Origin of the sequence: Haloplanus salinarum (genome assembly GCF_009762275.1) — an archaeon.
GTDB lineage: Archaea > Halobacteriota > Halobacteria > Halobacteriales > Haloferacaceae > Haloplanus > Haloplanus salinarum.
Genome location: NZ_CP034345.1, coordinates 2,962,576 through 2,979,329, shown reverse-complemented (window position 1 = coordinate 2,979,329; position 16,754 = coordinate 2,962,576). Strand labels below are relative to the sequence as shown.

At 69.8% G+C, this 16,754-nt stretch carries 16 protein-coding genes and 1 tRNA gene; 8 read left to right on the top strand and 9 right to left on the bottom strand.

Going from position 1 to position 16,754, the window contains the following annotated elements; translation table 11 throughout:
- Position 1: 1 nt before the first annotated feature.
- Together EI982_RS16665 and EI982_RS16660 are read right to left on the bottom strand one after the other, a co-directional pair.
- Positions 2-823 carry a ZIP family metal transporter gene (locus EI982_RS16665; RefSeq protein ID WP_157690759.1) on the bottom strand — a complete coding sequence of 274 codons (822 nt, stop codon included), beginning with the start codon at positions 821-823 and terminating at the stop codon, positions 2-4.
- Between the two features lie 51 nt (positions 824-874).
- Positions 875-1,567 carry an SDR family NAD(P)-dependent oxidoreductase gene (locus EI982_RS16660; protein ID WP_157690758.1) on the bottom strand — a complete coding sequence of 231 codons (693 nt, stop codon included), beginning with the start codon at positions 1,565-1,567 and terminating at the stop codon, positions 875-877.
- A 134-nt stretch (positions 1,568-1,701) separates the two neighbouring features.
- On the opposite strand from EI982_RS16660, the gene EI982_RS18960 reads away from it, so the two are divergent.
- From EI982_RS18960 to cruF, 6 genes are all read left to right on the top strand, one after another.
- Positions 1,702-1,836: a hypothetical protein gene (locus EI982_RS18960; protein WP_257627489.1), complete on the top strand. Its 135-nt coding sequence runs from the start codon at positions 1,702-1,704 to the stop codon at positions 1,834-1,836.
- 57 nt (positions 1,837-1,893) lie between these two features.
- Positions 1,894-2,343, top strand: a complete 450-nt coding sequence (locus tag EI982_RS16655) for a hypothetical protein (protein ID WP_157690757.1) — start codon at positions 1,894-1,896, stop codon at positions 2,341-2,343.
- Between the two features lie 69 nt (positions 2,344-2,412).
- Entirely contained in the window at positions 2,413-3,834 is a 1,422-nt protein-coding gene (locus EI982_RS16650) for an FAD-dependent oxidoreductase (protein ID WP_157690756.1), read from the top strand.
- A gap of 87 nt (positions 3,835-3,921) precedes the next feature.
- On the top strand, positions 3,922-5,421 hold the full coding sequence (locus EI982_RS16645; RefSeq protein ID WP_157690755.1) for a bifunctional phytoene desaturase/3,4-desaturase: 1,500 nt from the start codon (positions 3,922-3,924) through the stop codon (positions 5,419-5,421).
- Positions 5,418-6,260, top strand: coding sequence for a prenyltransferase (locus EI982_RS16640; protein ID WP_157690754.1), 843 nt, complete (start codon positions 5,418-5,420; stop codon positions 6,258-6,260). The genes EI982_RS16645 and EI982_RS16640 overlap by 4 nt, the downstream gene beginning before the upstream one ends.
- Positions 6,253-7,122, top strand: coding sequence for a bisanhydrobacterioruberin hydratase (gene cruF / locus EI982_RS16635; RefSeq protein WP_157690753.1), 870 nt, complete (start codon positions 6,253-6,255; stop codon positions 7,120-7,122). The genes EI982_RS16640 and cruF overlap by 8 nt, the downstream gene beginning before the upstream one ends.
- A gap of 92 nt (positions 7,123-7,214) precedes the next feature.
- Here cruF and EI982_RS16630 read toward each other — a convergent pair whose 3' ends face one another.
- The 3 genes from EI982_RS16630 to EI982_RS16625 form a co-directional block, all read right to left on the bottom strand.
- Positions 7,215-8,219: a phytoene/squalene synthase family protein gene (locus tag EI982_RS16630; RefSeq protein ID WP_157690752.1), complete on the bottom strand. Its 1,005-nt coding sequence runs from the start codon at positions 8,217-8,219 to the stop codon at positions 7,215-7,217.
- Between the two features lie 111 nt (positions 8,220-8,330).
- The gene (locus EI982_RS19045) at positions 8,331-8,450 is read right to left on the bottom strand and encodes an HVO_2523 family zinc finger protein (RefSeq protein WP_379703572.1); all 120 of its coding nucleotides are present in this window, start codon (positions 8,448-8,450) and stop codon (positions 8,331-8,333) included.
- Between the two features lie 127 nt (positions 8,451-8,577).
- Entirely contained in the window at positions 8,578-11,676 is a 3,099-nt protein-coding gene (locus EI982_RS16625) for an adenosylcobalamin-dependent ribonucleoside-diphosphate reductase (protein ID WP_157690751.1), read from the bottom strand.
- Between the two features lie 491 nt (positions 11,677-12,167).
- On the opposite strand from EI982_RS16625, the gene EI982_RS16620 reads away from it, so the two are divergent.
- Positions 12,168-12,365, top strand: a complete 198-nt coding sequence (locus EI982_RS16620) for a DUF8029 family protein (RefSeq protein WP_157690750.1) — start codon at positions 12,168-12,170, stop codon at positions 12,363-12,365.
- Here the strand turns inward: EI982_RS16620 and trpG are convergent.
- Genes trpG through trpD form a run of 4 tightly spaced genes read right to left on the bottom strand, consistent with a single transcriptional unit; the run spans position 12,362 to position 16,252 of the window.
- Positions 12,362-12,997: an anthranilate synthase component II gene (trpG, locus tag EI982_RS16615; RefSeq protein WP_157690749.1), complete on the bottom strand. Its 636-nt coding sequence runs from the start codon at positions 12,995-12,997 to the stop codon at positions 12,362-12,364. The genes EI982_RS16620 and trpG overlap by 4 nt on opposite strands.
- The gene (gene trpE, locus EI982_RS16610; protein WP_157690748.1) at positions 12,994-14,619 is read right to left on the bottom strand and encodes an anthranilate synthase component I; all 1,626 of its coding nucleotides are present in this window, start codon (positions 14,617-14,619) and stop codon (positions 12,994-12,996) included. Before trpE ends, trpG begins: the two co-directional genes overlap by 4 nt.
- Entirely contained in the window at positions 14,616-15,257 is a 642-nt protein-coding gene (locus EI982_RS16605; RefSeq protein ID WP_157690747.1) for a phosphoribosylanthranilate isomerase, read from the bottom strand. Before EI982_RS16605 ends, trpE begins: the two co-directional genes overlap by 4 nt.
- On the bottom strand, positions 15,257-16,252 hold the full coding sequence (gene trpD, locus EI982_RS16600; RefSeq protein ID WP_157690746.1) for an anthranilate phosphoribosyltransferase: 996 nt from the start codon (positions 16,250-16,252) through the stop codon (positions 15,257-15,259). Before trpD ends, EI982_RS16605 begins: the two co-directional genes overlap by 1 nt.
- 247 nt (positions 16,253-16,499) lie before the next feature.
- Between trpD and EI982_RS16595 the strand changes: the two genes are divergently transcribed.
- Positions 16,500-16,574 (top strand) — tRNA-Val (locus tag EI982_RS16595).
- Positions 16,575-16,754: the final 180 nt, after the last annotated feature.

Below are 16,754 nucleotides of genomic sequence, written 5' to 3'. Positions count from 1 at the left end.
CCTACGAGACGAGCAGCCACGCGACGAAGACGGAGACGCCGCCCAGCCCCGTGCTGAGGACGGCGTGAACGCGGAGCCGGTCGAGCAGTTCGTGGGCGTCGCCGGTCACCGTCAACAGGTCGTGGACGTCGCTGCCGAGTTCACACCGCGGCAGGAAATCCATCGCGACGTGGAGGAAGATGCCGGCGGCGAAACCGAAGACGACGCCCCGGACCGTCGGCGCCGCGGGCAGGGCGATCAGGCTGGCGAGGATGGCCATGATGCCGACGCCGGCGGCGGGTAGGAGCAACACCATCGGGTCGCGGTCGTTCGTCACCAGCCGGCGGGCGGCCGCGTAGCCCGCCGGCCCCTTGTGCGAGACGATGGCGAGGCCGAGGATCGGTCCGAGGTCGGGCATGTTCCCGTAGACGACGCCGATGATGAGGCCCGCCGAGAGGGCGTGGGCCGTCAGCTCCGTGGCGGTCCGGTCGAAGGGGACCTCGAGGTGGGCGAGCCGATGACCGACGGTGTGGCTGGCGAAGCCGATCAACAGGCCGAGGGCGACGCCGAACCCCCCGAAGGTCGCGTCGTGCGCGATGGCCTGCGGGACGAGGAAGACGGCGGCGCTCGTCACCATCGCGCCGCTCGCGAGGCCGTACCCCCAGACGAGCGTCCACGGCCGCCCGCCGAGCGAGCGACGACCGAGCGGGATCCCGGCCGCCATCGCGGCGAAGGCGACCCACGAGATCCCGAGCAGTTTCCAGGCCCCCCCGGTCGCCGCGAACCAGGACAGCCCCACGAGCGTCACGGTGGCGGCGGGGCCGACGAGTGAGCGTCGAGTCACATTAACAACTATCTAATTGGTGTTAATAACACGTTCGGTTCGACGGGCGCGTTACCGCGTCGCCGACTTCCAAGCCCGCAGGTCGAGTACCTCCCCGTCGACGGCCTCGGCCTCGGCGTCGCGGGCGGCCCAGACGAACATCGGTGCCACGTCGTCGGGGTCCCGGCCCGTATCGCCGCTCAGATCCGTGGCGACGTAGCCGGGGTCGACGACGCCCACGACCTGTTCGAGGTCGGCGGCGAAACCCCGGACCAGCGCCTCCGCGCCCGCCTTCGAGACGGCGTAGGCGCCCATCCCCGCCGTCGACTCGCGGGCCACGGCCCCCGAGGGGACGAGGATCCGACCGTCGGCCGCCAGGTGCGGGAGCGCCTCCCGCACCGTCGCGAAGACGCCCCGGAGGTTCGTCCGTACCGTGTCGTCGAACCGGGAGTACGACTCCTCGTGGAGGGGGCTCTCGCCGGGGTCGCCGTGGTTGACCGCGGCGTTCGCCACCACCACGTCGATACCGTCGCCCGCCCTGGCGGCCCGTTCCATCAACCGCTCGACGTCGAACTCGTCGCGCACGTCGGCCCGCACCGCCGTCGCCGCGTCACCCGCGTCGACGATGCCCTCGACGACCGACTCGAGGGGCTCCCGCCGCCGCGCACAGCAGGTGACGTGGGCCCCCTCGGCCGCGAACCGCGCCGCGACGCTCGCACCGATCCCCCGACTAGCACCCGTGACGACCACACTCGTTCCGTCCATGCACGCCGTTAGGTGGCGACGAGCATGAAAGGCGGGCCGACTCCCCCGTAGGAGTTTGTCAACACCCATCATACGTTTTCGATCCACCAAGTTAAATTCGGAATTTTTAAGCTCGTCCGTCCCGGATCGGTTGTATGAGCCGACACACCGACACCGACGAGCGTACAGACGTCGACTACTACCTCCCCGGCGCGTCGATCCGATCGACCGATCCCGGCCCGGTCGGGCGATTCCTGACCCGTCTGTTCCGCCGCCGCGGCCGCTTCTGAGTGCGGCCTGCCGGCGGTTCGTGAGCGTTTTCCTTCCTGCCGCCCTCCTCTCGCTAGATGAGCCTCCGTGTGTTCGATCCGCTCCACGTCGTCGCGGCCCACCTCGCCGTTCTCGTCGCGGTGCTCCACCTGGCGCTCGGCGTCACCAACTGGGTGACCTACCTCGCGGGCGGGATCGTCATCCCCCCGGACGTCCGCTGGCCGCTGTTCGTCCTCTCGGGGGTCGCCATCGTGGCCGGCGTCGTCGCCGCCATCGCGGGCGCCGACCGCCGACCGCTCTACGCCGCCGGCGTGGGGCTGATGGTCGTCTACGTCGTCGGCTACTTCGCCTGGCACGTCGGCGGTCACCGACCGCTCCTGTTCGTCGGCCCCGGAACGCATCACCACGGCTCGACGTTCGAGTACCTGCTCGCCCACGTCTTCGCCGGCCCCGTCGAATTTCTCGCCCTCGCCAGCGAGACGGCGCTCGCCGGACTGCTCGGCTACCTCTACTACCACGACCGCTGATCGACCGCCTTCGCGCGACCCGCGCGACCCCGGCATACACTTTTGCCCCGACGGCGGCGAACGGCGTGTATGGCACGCGATCCCTTCGTCGTCGTCGGCGGCGACGCGGCCGGCCTGAGCGCGGCGAGCAAGTTCCGACGCGAAGCCGACCGTGACGTCGTCGTCTTCGAGCGTGGACGGTGGATCTCCTACGCTCACTGTGGCGAGCCCTACTTCGTGGAGGGGACGGTCGAGCGACTGACCGACCTTCTCTCGCTGTCCCCGGCGGACGTCGCGGACCGCGGGATCGACCTGCGCCGCGGCCACGAAGTCGTCTCGGTCTCCCCCGAACAGCGGACCGTCACCGTCGAGGCGGACGGCGACCGGTTCGATCAGCCGTACGCCGAGTTGCTGGTGGCGACGGGTGCGAGCGCGACGACCGGCGCCTTGGACACCGCGCTCGACGGCGTCTTCACCATCCACGGCCTCGATTCCGCGGCGGCGACCGACGCCTACCTCACCTCACCCGCCGAGTACGACTGGAGCCGTCTGGGCGACGGTCCGGTCGACGAGGCGCGGGTCGAGCGCAACGCGGCGCTGGACCCACCGGAGCGGGCGGCCGTCGTCGGCGGCGGCTACGTCGGCGTCGAGATGACCGAGGCGCTCGTCGCCCGCGGCGTCGACGTCCACCTGTTCCAGCGCCCGGAACACCTCCTCCCGCCGTTCGGCGAGGCGATCGGCGAGCGCGTGGCCGACCACCTCGCCGAGCGGGGGGTGACGGTCCACACCGGAGCGTCGGTGACGAAACTCGTCGGCGACGACCGGATCGAGGCGGTGGCGTACGACGGGGAGCGCCTCCCGGTCGGGATGGCGGTGATCGGGATCGGCGTGACGCCGAATACGGCCCCTCTCGACGGCACCGGTGTCGACCGCGGACCGGGCACTGCCGTCCGCACCGACGCCTACGGACGGACGAGCCTGCCGGCCGTCTACGCCGCCGGCGACGTGGCGACGGCGAGACACGCGGTGACCGGCGCGGAGACGTGGGTGCCACTCGGGCTGACCGCGAACCGCGCGGGACGGGCGGTCGGAGCGACGGTCGCCGGCGACCCCACGCCCGTCGGCGAGGTGGCCGGCACCGCAGTCGTGAAGGCCTTCGACCTGGAGTGTGGTCGGGTCGGCCTCACCGACGAGGGGACGGCCGCGGCCGCGGGGTTCGACCCCGCGAGCGAGACGATCACGGCGGGATCGCGCTCGGGCTACTACCCCGGCGGCGACGAGACGACGGTGACGCTGCTCGCCGACCGGACGACCGGTCGGGTGCTCGGCGGCGCCATCGCCGGCCGCGACCGGGCGGCCATCCGCATCGACACGCTGGCGACCGCCATCGAGAGCGACCTCACCGTCGCCGAACTCGAACGCCTCGACCTGGCCTACGCGCCCCCGTTCAGCCCGGTGTGGGACCCGGTGCTCGTCGCCGCCAAGGTTCTCAACGGCCGACTGGACGACTGAGCACCCCGGCGGCCACACCGCGGGCGGGCGATCACTCTCCCTCGCGACGGCGGGTAGTATATACGGATCACGTCCCTACGGCGGGGCATGAACGATAGCTCGCCGGTCGGCGACGCCGACGGTCGGTCGGTGGTCGTCGTCGGCAGCGGATTCGGCGGCCTCTCGACGGCCTGTTATCTCGCGAACGCGGGGGCTGACGTGACGGTCCTGGAGAAAAACGAACAGCTCGGCGGGCGGGCGAGCCGCCTGCACACCGACGGTTTCCGGTTCGACATGGGGCCGTCCTGGTATCTCATGCCCGACGTGTTCGAGGACTTCTTCGCCGACTTCGGGCGCCGGCCCGAGGAGTACTACGGCCTCGAACGCCTCGACCCCCACTATCGGATCTTCTTCAAGGACGGCGACCGGGTCGACCTCGTTCCCGACATGGACGCCAACCGGGAGACCTTCGAGGCCTACGAGCCGGGCGCCGGCGACGCGCTCGACGACTACCTCGACCGGGCGGCCTACACCTACGACGTGGGGATGGAACATTTCGTCTACGAGGACCGCTCCCGCCTGCGCGATTTCGTCGACCCGGACGTGTTGCGGTACGCCCGCGGGCTCTCGCTGCTGGGGACGATGCAGGACCACGTCGAGGAGTACTTCGATCACCCCAAGCTCCAACAGATCGTCCAGTACTCGCTGGTCTTCCTCGGCGGCGCACCGAACAACACGCCCGCGCTCTACAACCTGATGAGCCACGTCGATTTCAACCTCGGCGTCTACTACCCGGAGGACGGGATGGGCGGCGTCGTCGACGGCATCGTCGCCGTGGCCGAGGAGTTGGGTGTCGACTTCCGGGTCGACCACCCGGTCGCGGAGATCAGGGGCCGGGAGGGCGCCTTCGCCGTCCGCACCGAGGACGGCCGGGAGTTCTTCCCCGACGAGGTGGTCTCCGACGCCGACTACGCCCACACCGAACAGGAACTCCTCGTCCCCGAGGACCGTCAGTACGACGCCGACTACTGGGACTCGCGCACCTACGCTCCTTCCGCGTTCCTCCTCTATCTCGGCGTCGAGGGCGACGTCGACCCGCTCGAACACCACACGCTCGTCCTCCCGACCGACTGGGACGACCACTTCGAGACCATCTTCGGCGACCCCGCCTGGCCCGAGGACCCCGCCTACTACCTCTGTGTTCCCTCGAAGACCGACGACACGGTCGCCCCCGAGGGCCACAGCAACCTCTTCGTCCTCGCACCGGTCGCCCCCGGCCTCGACGACGGCCCGGAGCGCCGCCAGCGGTTCCGCGACCTGTTGCTCGACGACATCGCCGAGCACACCGGCGTCGACCTCCGGGACCGCATCGTCGTCGAGGAGCGCTTCTCGGTCTCCGAGTTCGCCGACCGCTACAACAGCACCCAGGGGACGGCCCTCGGCCTCGCACACACGCTCCGACAGACCTCGCTTCTCCGCCCGCCCCACGCCTCCGAGGCGGTCGACGGCCTCTATTTCACCGGCTCCTACACCACCCCGGGCATCGGCGTCCCCATGTGTCTCATCAGCGGCCGCCTGACGGCCGAGCGGATGACGACGACTCGATGACGATGCCGGGGGCGGCCGTCTACCTGTTCCGGACCTCGCGCCCCCGGTTCTGGCTCTATCTGGCCGGGCCGGTCGCCGTCGGCGTCGCCTACGCCGCGAGCGATGTCGGCGACCTGTTCACCCCCACGACCTTCGCCCTGTTCGGATACTTCCTCGTCCCCGCGAACGTCCTGCTGTACGGCGTCAACGACGTGTTCGACGTCGACGTCGACGCGGAGAATCCCAAGAAGGAGGAGCGCGAGGTTCGGTACGGGGGCGACCGGCTCGTTCCCGCCGCCGTCGGTCTGAGCGCCCTACTCGCGCTCGTCCCGCTCGGGCTGACCCCCCGCATCGCCTGGCCGTGGATCGCCGGGTTCCTCCTCCTGGGGGTCGCCTACAGCGCGCCGCCGCTCCGCCTGAAGACCCGCCCGCCGCTCGACTCCGTCTCGAACGGCCTGTACGTGCTGCCCGGAGCCGCCGCCTACGCCGCGGTCGCCGGGGTCCATCCCCCGGCGCTCGCCGTCCTCGGTGGGTGGCTCTGGTCGATGGCGATGCACACCTTCTCCGCGATTCCGGACATCGAGCCGGACCGGCGGGCGGGCATCGAGACGACCGCCACGCGCCTCGGCCAGCGGCGGACCTACGCCTACTGTGCGCTCTGCTGGGCGCTCGCCGCGGCCGCCTTCGGCCTGCTCGACCCCCGACTCGGCCTCCTCCTCGCCCCGTACCCCGTCGCCGTCGTCGGCGTCGCCGCCTCCCGGGTCGACGTCTCGCGAGCCTACTGGTGGTATCCGGCCGTGAACACCGTCGTCGGCGCGCTCCTGACGATGGGCGCGCTCTGGAGGCTGGTCCATGGGTAGCGAGGGCGGCGACGGTCCCGCCGGAGCGACGGCGAGCCGAACGGCTCGGCCGACCCGAACCGAGCTGCAGGCCCGCCTCGACGACCTGATCCGCGAGAACCGCGTCACCGTCGCGGTGGTGTTCCCCGCCGTCGGTTCCGTCCTCCTAGTCGCGAGCGCCGAGGGACTCCTCCCGCCGCCGCTCGCGTTCGAGCCGTTCACCCTCCTGCTCGGAACGCTCGTCATGCGCTCGCCCCTGCTGGTCGGAATGGCGCCGCTGATCGATCGCCGGGCGGCCGTCGGCGTGACCGCCCTCGCCGGCTACGCCTACGCCGTCGAGTTCGTCGGCCTGCGGACCGGCTGGCCCTACGGCGAGTTCTACTACGCCATCGACCTCGGGCCGGAGGTCGCCGGCGTCCCCGTCGGCCTGCCCGTCTTCTTCCTGCCGCTCGTGGGCAACGCCTACCTCCTCTGTTCACTCCTGCTCGGGGAGCGAGCGCGGGCGGCCCGGATCCGCCTGCCGGCCGTGATCGGGACGGTGATCGCCATGGATCTGGTCCTCGATCCGGGGGCCGTCGCGCTCGGCTTCTGGGCCTACCCCGGCGGCGGCCCCGTCTACGGCGTGCCGCTGTCGAACTTCGCGGGGTGGGTGCTGTCCGCGACGGTGACCGTCCTCGTCCTCGACGCCGTCCTCGACCGGACGGCGCTGCTGGATCGGCTGGCGACCTGTGAGTTCGCCCTCGACGATCTGGTGAGTTTCGTCCTGCTCTGGGGGGCGGTCAACGTCTACTTCGCCAACTGGGGGGCGGCCGCCGTCGCCGGGCTGTTCGGCCTCGGGTTGCTCCGTGCGGACCGCTTCGACGTGCCCCTCGACGGGCGGTAGGGCGGCGGGTCATACCGATTATTGTAACTGTTTCCCGGTGGGTCGCCGGGCCGTCCTGGCGACCCACCGATAACGACTTACAATAAACAGTATCAGGTCAGCCGGCGGAGCCCCTCGACGGCCCCGCGCAGGAGCCGTCGGCCGATGCCGCGGGTCGAGTGGGTCCGGTCGTGGTCGGGGTCGGGATCCGCCGGAACCTCCGGCACGGCGCTCACCCGCCGGAAGACGGTCTCGGGATCCCGGTTCCACTGCCAGTGCCAGCGGGTCCGGGCCACCAACAGCAGTTTGCGGAGCGTGCCGAGACTCGGCGTCTCCGAGAGGACGTCGTAGTCCCGTTCGCGGATCAGCCGGTGGTGGTCGGCGTACAGTACCGCCGCGACCAGCACCGGAAGCTGGCAGTCCGTGGGGAGATACTCGATGCCGGCGACGCCCTCGCGGTAGAGCGCCTCGGTCCGTCGGAGTTCCCGCTCCATCGCCCGCCGGAACTCGTCGCTGACCTCGAAACGTCGGAGGTCCGCCTCCGAGATGTCGTACTCGTCGAGCGTCTCGCGGGGGAGGTAGATCCGGTCGCGTTCGACGATGTCCTCGCGGACGTCGCGGAGGAAATTCGAGAGCTGGAACGCCTCGCCGAGCGCCGTGGCGTGGGGACGGGCGCGCTCGGGATGCTCCGGATCCATCACCGACGTCATCATGCGGCCGACGGCGGCCGCCGAGCCGTCCATGTACGCCCGGAGTTCCGCGAAGGTCTCGTAACGATCCTTGGTCACGTCGGTCAACATCGCGTCGACGAAGGTGTTCACGTCGGCGTCGTCGATGTCGTGTCGCTCGCGGAGGTCCGCGAAGGCGGCGAGGACGGGGTCGTCGGTCGGCTCCTCGCCGAGCGCCGCCGCGCGCAGCCGCTCGAGTTCCGCGCGCTGCTCGGCGGGGGGGACGCCCTCGGCGTCGTCGACCACCTCGTCGGCGACCCGGAAGAAGGCATAGAGGACGTACGTCGCCTCCCGGACCCGCTCGGGGAGGAGCCGCGTGGCCAGGTGGAACGTCTTGCCTGTCCGTCGCTGGATCGCTTTCCCGCGGGCGACGCCGTCGTCGCTCACCATCCGTTCGCTCCCGTCGGCGGCGTCGCGGTGGATGGGGCCCGACGGCGGTTCGCGTGTGTACTGTCGGACGGGCTCACGGCCGGGGCCCGAGCTAGTTCAGCACCTATCATGTCACCAGAACGTATCGCTGCAGTCGTAGACGACCCCGTGGTTCGGACAGACGTACTTGCAGTGACGACGGTGCATCGCCGTCTCACAGCGGGGGCAGGGTCGCCCACCTGACGCAGACATGTCACCCATTCAGAGCCACATCGACATGACTGTTCCGCCGTCGCCGCTCCGCCTTGCGGGTTCGGAACGTCAGGCGATCCGCGACCGTCGTTTCGGCACCGGATCGAGCCGGGTCGGGCGCGTCAGATCAGCACTCCGACCAGCCACAGGACTCGCAGGTCTTGCAGCCCTCGGAGTAGTAGAGGCTCATCGAGCCACACTCCGGACATTCGGGGCTCTCGCCCGCGGCGAGGAGGTCGTCGGTGTCGTCACCGGCCGTCGCGGCGGCGGCGCCGCCGTCGGCCTCGGGCGACTCGTCCATCGCCTTCGCCTCGGCTTTCTCCAGTTCCGTGAGGTTCTGCTGTTTGGGGTAGGGCTTGTCGATCTCGCCGTCGAGGTAGCGCCGCATCGCCGTCCCGATGGCGTCGGGGATGGAGTTGATCTGTTCGCCCTTGTCCCAAGCGACCTTCGGCGAGCGGATGCCCTGGAGTTCGGAGGCGATCTCGCGGGGGTCCACGCCCGAGCGCAGCGCAGTCGAGATGGTCTTCGCCAGCGCCTCGGTGAAGGAGGCGGTGAAGCCGCCGGAGTTGCCGATGTTGGCGAACAGCTCGAACGGCCGGCCGTCCTCGTCCTCGTTGATGTTGACGTAGAGCTTCCCGTAGCCCGTGTCGATGCGTTGGGTGATGCCGTGGAGGACGTCCGGACGGGGCCGCTTGGTGCCGAGTTCGCGCTCGCCGTCGGCGGCCGCGAGCAGTGCCGACAGCTGGGTGTCGAGGGCGGCCTGAACGTCCTCGTTGTCGAGGAAGCCCTCGATGCCGCCGAACACTTCTTCGATCTGGTCGATCAGCGCCTCGGCGGCCTCGCTCTCGTCGGCGAACTCCGTGTTCTTCGCACGGGTGGTCAGCACCTGCTTCGAGCGCGTCCCGTCGCGGTAGACGGTGACGCCCTTGCCGCCGTGTTCGTAGATGTAGCGGTACACCTCGTCCATGTCCTCGACGCTGGCGGAGTTGGGGAAGTTACAGGTCTTCGAGATGGCGGAGTCGACGCCCTGCTGACACGCACACTGGACCGCCGCGTGCTGTTTCCCGGAGAGGTCGCCGGTGACGACGAACAGTTCGCCGATGGGGTCCGGAACGGTGTCGAGTCCCTCGACGCCGTCGAACTCGTTTGCGGCCATCTGCTCTTGGGCCTCCCGCTTGACCGCGTCGATGTCGATGTCGTTGGCCTCCAGCGTCCGCAGGAAGTAGTCGTCGAACTCGACGAGCATCTCGTCGCCCTGCACGTCGTCGGAGACGTTTTTGTAGTAGGCGACGTTGTAGATGGGCTCACAGCCGCCGGTCGTGTTGCCGACCATCGAGGTGGTGCCGGTCGGCGCGATGGTCGTCGTGTTGTGGTTGCGGATCGGGAACCCGTCTTCCCACTCGTCGGCGTCGAGCCCGGTGTGGTGTTCGAACCACTCGCGGTAGCGGACCGGGTCGGCGTACTTCGAGTCGTCCCAGTCCTCGAAGGAGCCGCGCTCCTCGGCGAGTTCGTGGGAGGTCCACTTCGACCCGTGGTCGATGTGGGTCATCAGCTGTCGGGCCACCTCGTTGCCCGTGTCGCTGCCGTAGCGGATGCCGAGCTGGACGTACAGCTGTGCCAGTCCCATGACGCCCAGGCCGATCTTGCGCATCTGTCGGACCTTCTCCTCGATCTCGTCGACCGGGAAATCCGACATCGTGACGACGTTCTCGAGGAAACGAGTGCCGTACTCGATGCGGTGATCGAAGGCCTCCCAGTCGACCGCCTCGTCGAGGAACGCCTCGACGGCCGCGGCCTCGGAGTCGTACTCGTCGGCGTGCTCGTCGGCCCAGACCCGCCAGTCCGGCGCGTCCTGCGCCGCGAGCGTCGAGAGGTTGATGTGTCCGAGGTTGCAGGCCTCGTACTCCTCCAGGGGCTGTTCGCCACAGGGGTTCGTCGCGAGGATGCGGTGGTCCGGGTGCTCCTCCACGTCGAAGGAGTGCTGTTTGTTCACCCGTTCGAGGTAGATGACGCCGGGTTCGCCGTTCTCGTGGGCGCCCTCGACGATGTCCTCCCAGACGACTTCCGCGGGGATGGAGAGCTCCTCGCCGACCGCGACGTACTCGCCGAGGCCGAACATGTCGTACAGCTCCTTCGTCTCGGGGGTGACGACGTGGGGGTCGCCGGTTCGGGGGTTGGTGAACGTGAACTCCTCGCCCGCCTCCAGGGCCTCCATGAACTCGTCGGTGATGCCGACGGAGATGTTGAAATTCGAGAGGTGACCCTCGACGGCGTTACGGAGGTGTTTGGGGACCTTCCCCTCGTCGTCGATGAGTTCGCGGGCCTCCTCCAGGGCGTCCGCGAAGGAGGTGTGCGTGAAGTCGTCGGGGTCGTTGAGCCGGAGGGTGTGTGCCAGCGAGACGTCCTTGTTCTTGGCGTGGATGAACTGGATGACGTCGGGATGCGAGATGCGCATGACGCCCATCTGTGCGCCCCGGCGCGCCCCGCCCTGGGCGATGGTCTCACACATCTGGTCGAACGTGCGCATGAAGGTGATGGGCCCGGAGGCGATGCCGCCGGTGGAACCCACGGGGTCGCCGTAGGGGCGGAGCCGCCAGAAGGCATAGCCCATGCCGCCGCCGGACTGGAACACCTGTGCGGCCTCCTTGGCCGTCTGGTGGATGTCGTCGATGTCGTCCTCGGGCGAGTCGACGAAACAGGCCGAGAGCTGCTGGAGCTCGTCGCCAGCGTTCATCAGCGTCGGCGAGTTGGGCATGAAAGAGAGGTCGCCCATCAGCCGCTCGAACTCCTCCCGGGTCTCCTCGACGGTGTCCCGGACGTCGTCGGGAAGCTCCGGGACGACCGTCTCGTAGGCGAACTTGTTGACGTTGTACTTCGAGAGGGTCGTCTCGGCGTCCGCGTCGGTGGTGACACCCGCCCCGAACACGTCCTCGGCGAGTTCGTCCCGCCGCGGGTGGTCGGGCTTCAACTGGTCGGGCGTGACCGTGATCTCCGTCCCCTGCTTGCGCGCCTCGAACACCGCCTCCGCGAGCGCGATGTTCTTCGCGACACGCGGGAAGAGGTCCTCGGGCTCCTCGATCAGGTCCCCGTCGGCGTCCTTCCGGAGGTACCGTGCGGGCAGGATGTTGTGATAGGCGTTGTCGGTGAGACGCTCCGCGAGTGTCTCCCCGTCGGTTCGTTTGATCGGTAGTTCCACGTCGTCGGTGTCGATGTCGTGCGTACTCATGTGTCGGTCGTGCTGATCGCGTCGCGGGTTCCCCACCCCGAACGGGCGCCGGGCGTGCGCCGGTCGCTGGTTCGAATCGGTGCAACCGTGACGGTTGCTGTAAGTGGAATCGGGGGTGTAAAGGCGTTGGTTCGTCCGTCGAACTATCCGATTCCTGTCTACTTCACGGTGTCGGCCGATGACCGTCGGTCACCTACACGGGTCCATCATCGCCCCGCGAAACACATAACGATGTGCAGACCGGAGTGAAAGTAGAAATTGGCGGAACAAATCGGGAGACTGCGACGGGAAATCCAGTCGAACGAAAGGGGGGTCGGCGAACGCGAGACGGACCGTCGAGTGATACACCGCTGTCATGGTAGGCGCTCCCACGTGGCGGACAGCCGGGAGAACGGACGGTCGTACGTATCCGATTTCTGATAGAGGAGATCGACGGACGGGACGAGGGGCCGCCCACAGACTTATGCATCCGCTGTGAGTCCGTATCGAATATGTCGCTCACGGCGCAGGTGGCGCTTCAGCTTGGCGGTGTCCTCGGCGGACCGCTTGGACAACTCCTCGCGACCATCGTCGCCGTCGGCGTCGTCATCCTGGTCGGCCGCGTCCTGTTGAAGGTGGCCTGGCGGCTGGTGACCATCGCCGCCGTCGTCGTCGGGTTGCTCCTCCTAGCCTCGCTGTTCCTGCTCTAGGCCGTCGCGTCCGGCGTCCGGGCCGCGCGCAGGAAGTTGTCGATCACGTCGTGGCCGACGGCGGTCAACACGCTCTCGGGGTGGAACTGGACACACTCGATGGGGTGCTCGCGGTGGCGGATCCCCATGACGAGTTCGTGTTCGCCCCCCTCGGCGTCGGCGTGGGTCGTCGTCGCCGACACCGCGAAGCAGTCGGGGACGTCCGTCGCCACGAGGGAGTGATAGCGGCCGGCGCGAAAGCCCCCTTCGAGGCCGGCGAAGACCCCCTCGCCGTCGTGGTCCACGGCGTAGGCCTTGCCGTGGATCGGTTCCGGGGCGTGCCCGACCGTGCCGCCGTAGGCGTAGACGGCCGCTTCGAGGCCGAGACAGACCCCCAGGGTCGGTACGTCCGGGCTCACCTCCCGGAGGACCGCGTTGGTCACGCCCACGTCGCGGTCGTTCTTCGGGTGTCCGGGTCCGGGACTGACGACGATGGCGTCCGGATCGACCGCGCGGACCGCATCGAGGGTGGCGGTGTTTTTCAGCACCTCGACGGTGATCGGGTCGCCGGTCAGCGGATCGGGGTGGTCCGAGATGTACTCGACGAGGTTGTAGGTGAACGAATCGAAGTTATCGATGACGAGGACCTTCATCGGCGCACCCCCGGGGCCGTCGTCTCGATCCGTTCGAGCGCGTCGAGGACGCCGCCCATCTTCTGTTCGGTCTCCTCGTACTCGCTCGCGGGGTCGCTGTCGGCGACGATACCCGCGCCCGCCTGGACGGTGATCCGGTCCTCGGCCCCGTGTTCCACCGTCGCGGTCCGGATGACGATGGCGAACTCGGCGTCGCCGGACCACGAGTAGTAGCCGACGCCGCCGCCGTAGACGCCCCGGGCGTCGCGTTCGAGTTCGTCGATGATCTCCATGGCGCGCACCTTCGGCGCCCCGGTGAGCGTCCCGGCGGGGAACGTCGCCCGCGTGGCGTCGAAGACGTCGAACGGCGGCGACCGCTCGCCGCCGGCGCCCGGATCCGTTCCGGTCGCGAGCGTCCCCGTCACCGTCGACTCGATGTGCTGGACGTGGGAGTATTTGAGCACGTTCATGAACTCCTCGACCCGGACCGATCCCGGCTCCGAGACGCGGCGCACGTCGTTGCGCGCCAGGTCGACGAGCATCGTGTGTTCGGCGCGCTCCTTGCCGTCGGCGAGCATCTCGCCGGCGAGCCGCCGGTCCTCGACCGGACCCGACCCCCGGGGGCAGGTGCCGGCGATGGGATTCGAGACGACCCGTCGGCCCCGCACCGACACCAGCGTCTCGGGGCTGGCGCCGACGATGGACCGATCGCCGTGGCGCAGGAGGTACATGTACGGCGAGGGGTTGACCGCCCGGAGCGACTCGTACAGCCCCAGGGGGTCGACCTCGCCGGTGAGTTCGCGCTTCCGGGAGATGACGCCCTGGTAGATGTCGCCGTCGAGGACGTGTTCCTTCGCTCGACGCACCGCGTCCTCGTACGCCTCGCGGGGGCCGGCCGTCTCGCCGGTCTTCACGAACCCGCCCGTCTCGGGCGCGTCGTGGGCCGCGAGGGCGCGCTCGACCGTCTCGGCCTCGTCGAGGAGGCGGTCGTGGACGGCGCCGGGGTCCGCGCCCGGTCCGACGACCGGGGTGAAGACGAGTTCGACCGTTCCCTCGGCGTGGTCGAAGGCGACCGTCCGCGTCGTCAGGACGAACTCCGCGTCGGGGACGACGGGGTCGGGGCGCTCGACGCCCACCTCGTCGAGCCAGAGGTCGTAGACGGCATCGTAGGCGAGGAAGCCGACCAGCCCGCCGTCGAGGTGCTGGCGGTCGGCGGCCGGGAACCCCACGCGGTCGACGTCGGGCAGGGCCGTCCGGAGGGCGTCGAGGACGTCGGCGTCCCCGCCGTCCGCGTCGAGGCCCGCCCGCTCGGCGAGCAGATCGGCCGCCCGGCCGCCGAGCGACTCGACGGTCACGTCGGTTCCCGTGACCGAGACGACGGCGTCGGGGTCGTAGCCGACGAACGAGTAGCGGGCGTGGCGGTCGGTCCCGCCGCCGGAGGTGAAGGCGCCCTCGGGATCGCTGGAGGGGGTCTTCTCCGCGCTCTCCAGCAGGAACCCGTAGTCGCTGCGGTCGTCGAGGGCGGCGTAGGCCGACAGGGGCGTCGTCTCGACGTCGAGCGTGACCGCGAGGCGGGCGACGGCCGGCTCCGTGCGGCCGGCGAGGGCGTCGGCGAAACTCGCCCGGTCCGTGTCGGGCGTCACGGCGACACCTCCACGCCGGCGTTGCGAACGAAGGCCCTGACCGCCTCGTGATCCTTCTCGCCGCCGCGGCGTTCGACGCCGCTGGAGACGTCGACCGCGTAGGGGCCGACCGTCCGGGCCGCCTCGGCGACGTTCTCGGGGGTCAGTCCCCCCGCGAGGACGACCGGCGTCGAGCAGTCGTCGACCAGGTCGGCGGCGGCGTCCCAGTCGTGGGTCTCGCCGGTCCCGCCCGCGCCCGACTCGGTCGTCGAGTCGATCAGGACGGCGTCGGCGACGCCGTCGTACCCGCGGACGCGGTCGGTGGCGGCCGCGTCGACGGCCGTGATCACGTCCGCGCGGGCCTCCCGGCGGACGTACCGGACGTCCTCGGCGTCCAAGTCGCCGTGAAGTTGGATCGCGTCGGGGGCGACGGCGCCCGCGAGTTCGACCGCACGCGCCGGGCTGTCGGGCATCGACACCAGCACGGTCGAGAGGAAGGGGGGCGCGGCCGCGACCAGGTCGGCCGCGCGGTCGGGGGCGACCTCCCGGGGCGTGTCGACGCTCACCTCGGTGATGATACCGACCGCGGCGGCGCCGGCCTCGGAGACCGCCCGCAGATCCGTCTCGTTGGTCACACCGCAGATCTTCGCCCGGACCATCACACACCCCGCAGGTCGTCGAGTTTGGCGGCGGCGGCGCCGGAGTCGATAGCCTCGCGGGCCGCGTCCACGCCGCCCGGCAGGTCGTCGGCGATCCCGGCGACGTAGAGGGCCGCGCCCGCGTTCGCGAGGATGATGTCGCGTTTCGGCCCCGTCACCTCGCCGGCGACGATGCCGCGGAGGTCGGCGGCGTTCGCCTCGGGGTCGCCGCCCGCGACCGCCTCGACGGGGGCCCGTTCCAGCCCCAGGTCGGCCGGCGTTAGCGTGTACTCGGTCACCTCGTCGCCGTCGACCTCGGCGACGGTCGTGGCGTCGTGGATGGCGATCTCGTCCATCCCGGCGCCGTGGACCACCATCGCCCGGTCGACGTCCATCCGAGCGAGCGCGTGGGCGAGGACGGGCACGAGGTCGGGGTCGTAGACGCCGACCACCTGCGCGTCGGCGCCGGCGGGGTTGGTCAGCGGCCCGAGGACGTTGAACACCGTGCGCATCCCCAGTTCCTTCCGCGGGCCGATGACGGCCTTCATCGCCGGGTGGAAGACCGGCGCGAGCATGAAGCCGATGCCGTCGCGCTCGATCGCTCCCTCCACGGCGGGCGGTTCGGCCTCGACGTCCACCCCGGCGACCTCGAGGACGTCCGCGCTGCCGGAGGTAGAGGAGACGGAGTAGTTGCCGTGTTTGGCGACGGCGGCGCCCGCGCCCGCAGCGACGATGGCGCTCGTCGTCGAGACGTTGATCGTATCGTAGTCGTCGCCGCCGGTCCCGCAGGTGTCGACCAGTGGCGACCGGTCGGGGGTGATGGTCCGGGCAGCGTCGCGCATCCCCTTCGCGAAGCCCGCGATCTCCGTCTCGGTCTCCCCCTTCGCCCGGAGCGCCGCGAGCAACGCCCCGATCTGGGCCTCCGTCGCTTCCTCGAAGACGGCCCGGGCCGCGTCCCGTGCCTCCTCGCCGCTCAAGTCCTCCCCGTCGGTAACGCGCTCGATATAATCCTGCATGGATGAACACCAGTGTATTAGTTCGGGTTACGATGAACAAATCTATACATCTTCATAAACCTATCGTCCGGCGGCCGTCGGCGGGGCGGGGGCGCGAAACGGCCCTCGACGCGGCGGGGCGGCCGAACCGCGGCCACCCCGATGCCGGCGTATAATTCCCCCGAAATCGCCGCGCCGGGCGGCGTTCCGAAAGGTTCAATTACCGGCCACCGGTACGTTGTGATGCGTCGAAACGCACGCAACGTCCGGGTTGGTGGTCTAGTCCGGTTATGACACCTCCTTGACATGGAGGAGGCCGGCGGTTCAATTCCGCCCCAACCCACTTCTGCCGACGCTACGCGAGGAGCGACGCGACGAGCCGGCGCCGGCGAACGGATCCGCGGATTCGAAGCAGGGAACGAAGCGAACTCCGTGAGCGAAGTGACCGTGGTGCAATTCCGCCCCAACCCACTTCTGACGACGCAACGACGACGAGCGAAGCGAGTCCTCGCGGTTCGATTCC

Coding starts and splice junctions, on each gene's coding strand:
- EI982_RS16660 (WP_157690758.1), bottom strand. CDS start 1,567: ATGGACGGAACGAGTGTGGTCGTCACGGGTGCTAGTCGGGGGATCGGT.
- EI982_RS18960 (WP_257627489.1), top strand. CDS start 1,702: ATGAGCCGACACACCGACACCGACGAGCGTACAGACGTCGACTACTAC.
- EI982_RS16655 (WP_157690757.1), top strand. CDS start 1,894: ATGAGCCTCCGTGTGTTCGATCCGCTCCACGTCGTCGCGGCCCACCTC.
- EI982_RS16650 (WP_157690756.1), top strand. CDS start 2,413: ATGGCACGCGATCCCTTCGTCGTCGTCGGCGGCGACGCGGCCGGCCTG.
- EI982_RS16645 (WP_157690755.1), top strand. CDS start 3,922: ATGAACGATAGCTCGCCGGTCGGCGACGCCGACGGTCGGTCGGTGGTC.
- EI982_RS16640 (WP_157690754.1), top strand. CDS start 5,418: ATGACGATGCCGGGGGCGGCCGTCTACCTGTTCCGGACCTCGCGCCCC.
- cruF (WP_157690753.1), top strand. CDS start 6,253: ATGGGTAGCGAGGGCGGCGACGGTCCCGCCGGAGCGACGGCGAGCCGA.
- EI982_RS16630 (WP_157690752.1), bottom strand. CDS start 8,219: ATGGTGAGCGACGACGGCGTCGCCCGCGGGAAAGCGATCCAGCGACGG.
- EI982_RS19045 (WP_379703572.1), bottom strand. CDS start 8,450: ATGTCTGCGTCAGGTGGGCGACCCTGCCCCCGCTGTGAGACGGCGATG.
- EI982_RS16625 (WP_157690751.1), bottom strand. CDS start 11,676: ATGAGTACGCACGACATCGACACCGACGACGTGGAACTACCGATCAAA.
- EI982_RS16620 (WP_157690750.1), top strand. CDS start 12,168: ATGTCGCTCACGGCGCAGGTGGCGCTTCAGCTTGGCGGTGTCCTCGGC.
- trpG (WP_157690749.1), bottom strand. CDS start 12,997: ATGAAGGTCCTCGTCATCGATAACTTCGATTCGTTCACCTACAACCTC.
- EI982_RS16605 (WP_157690747.1), bottom strand. CDS start 15,257: ATGGTCCGGGCGAAGATCTGCGGTGTGACCAACGAGACGGATCTGCGG.
- trpD (WP_157690746.1), bottom strand. CDS start 16,252: ATGCAGGATTATATCGAGCGCGTTACCGACGGGGAGGACTTGAGCGGC.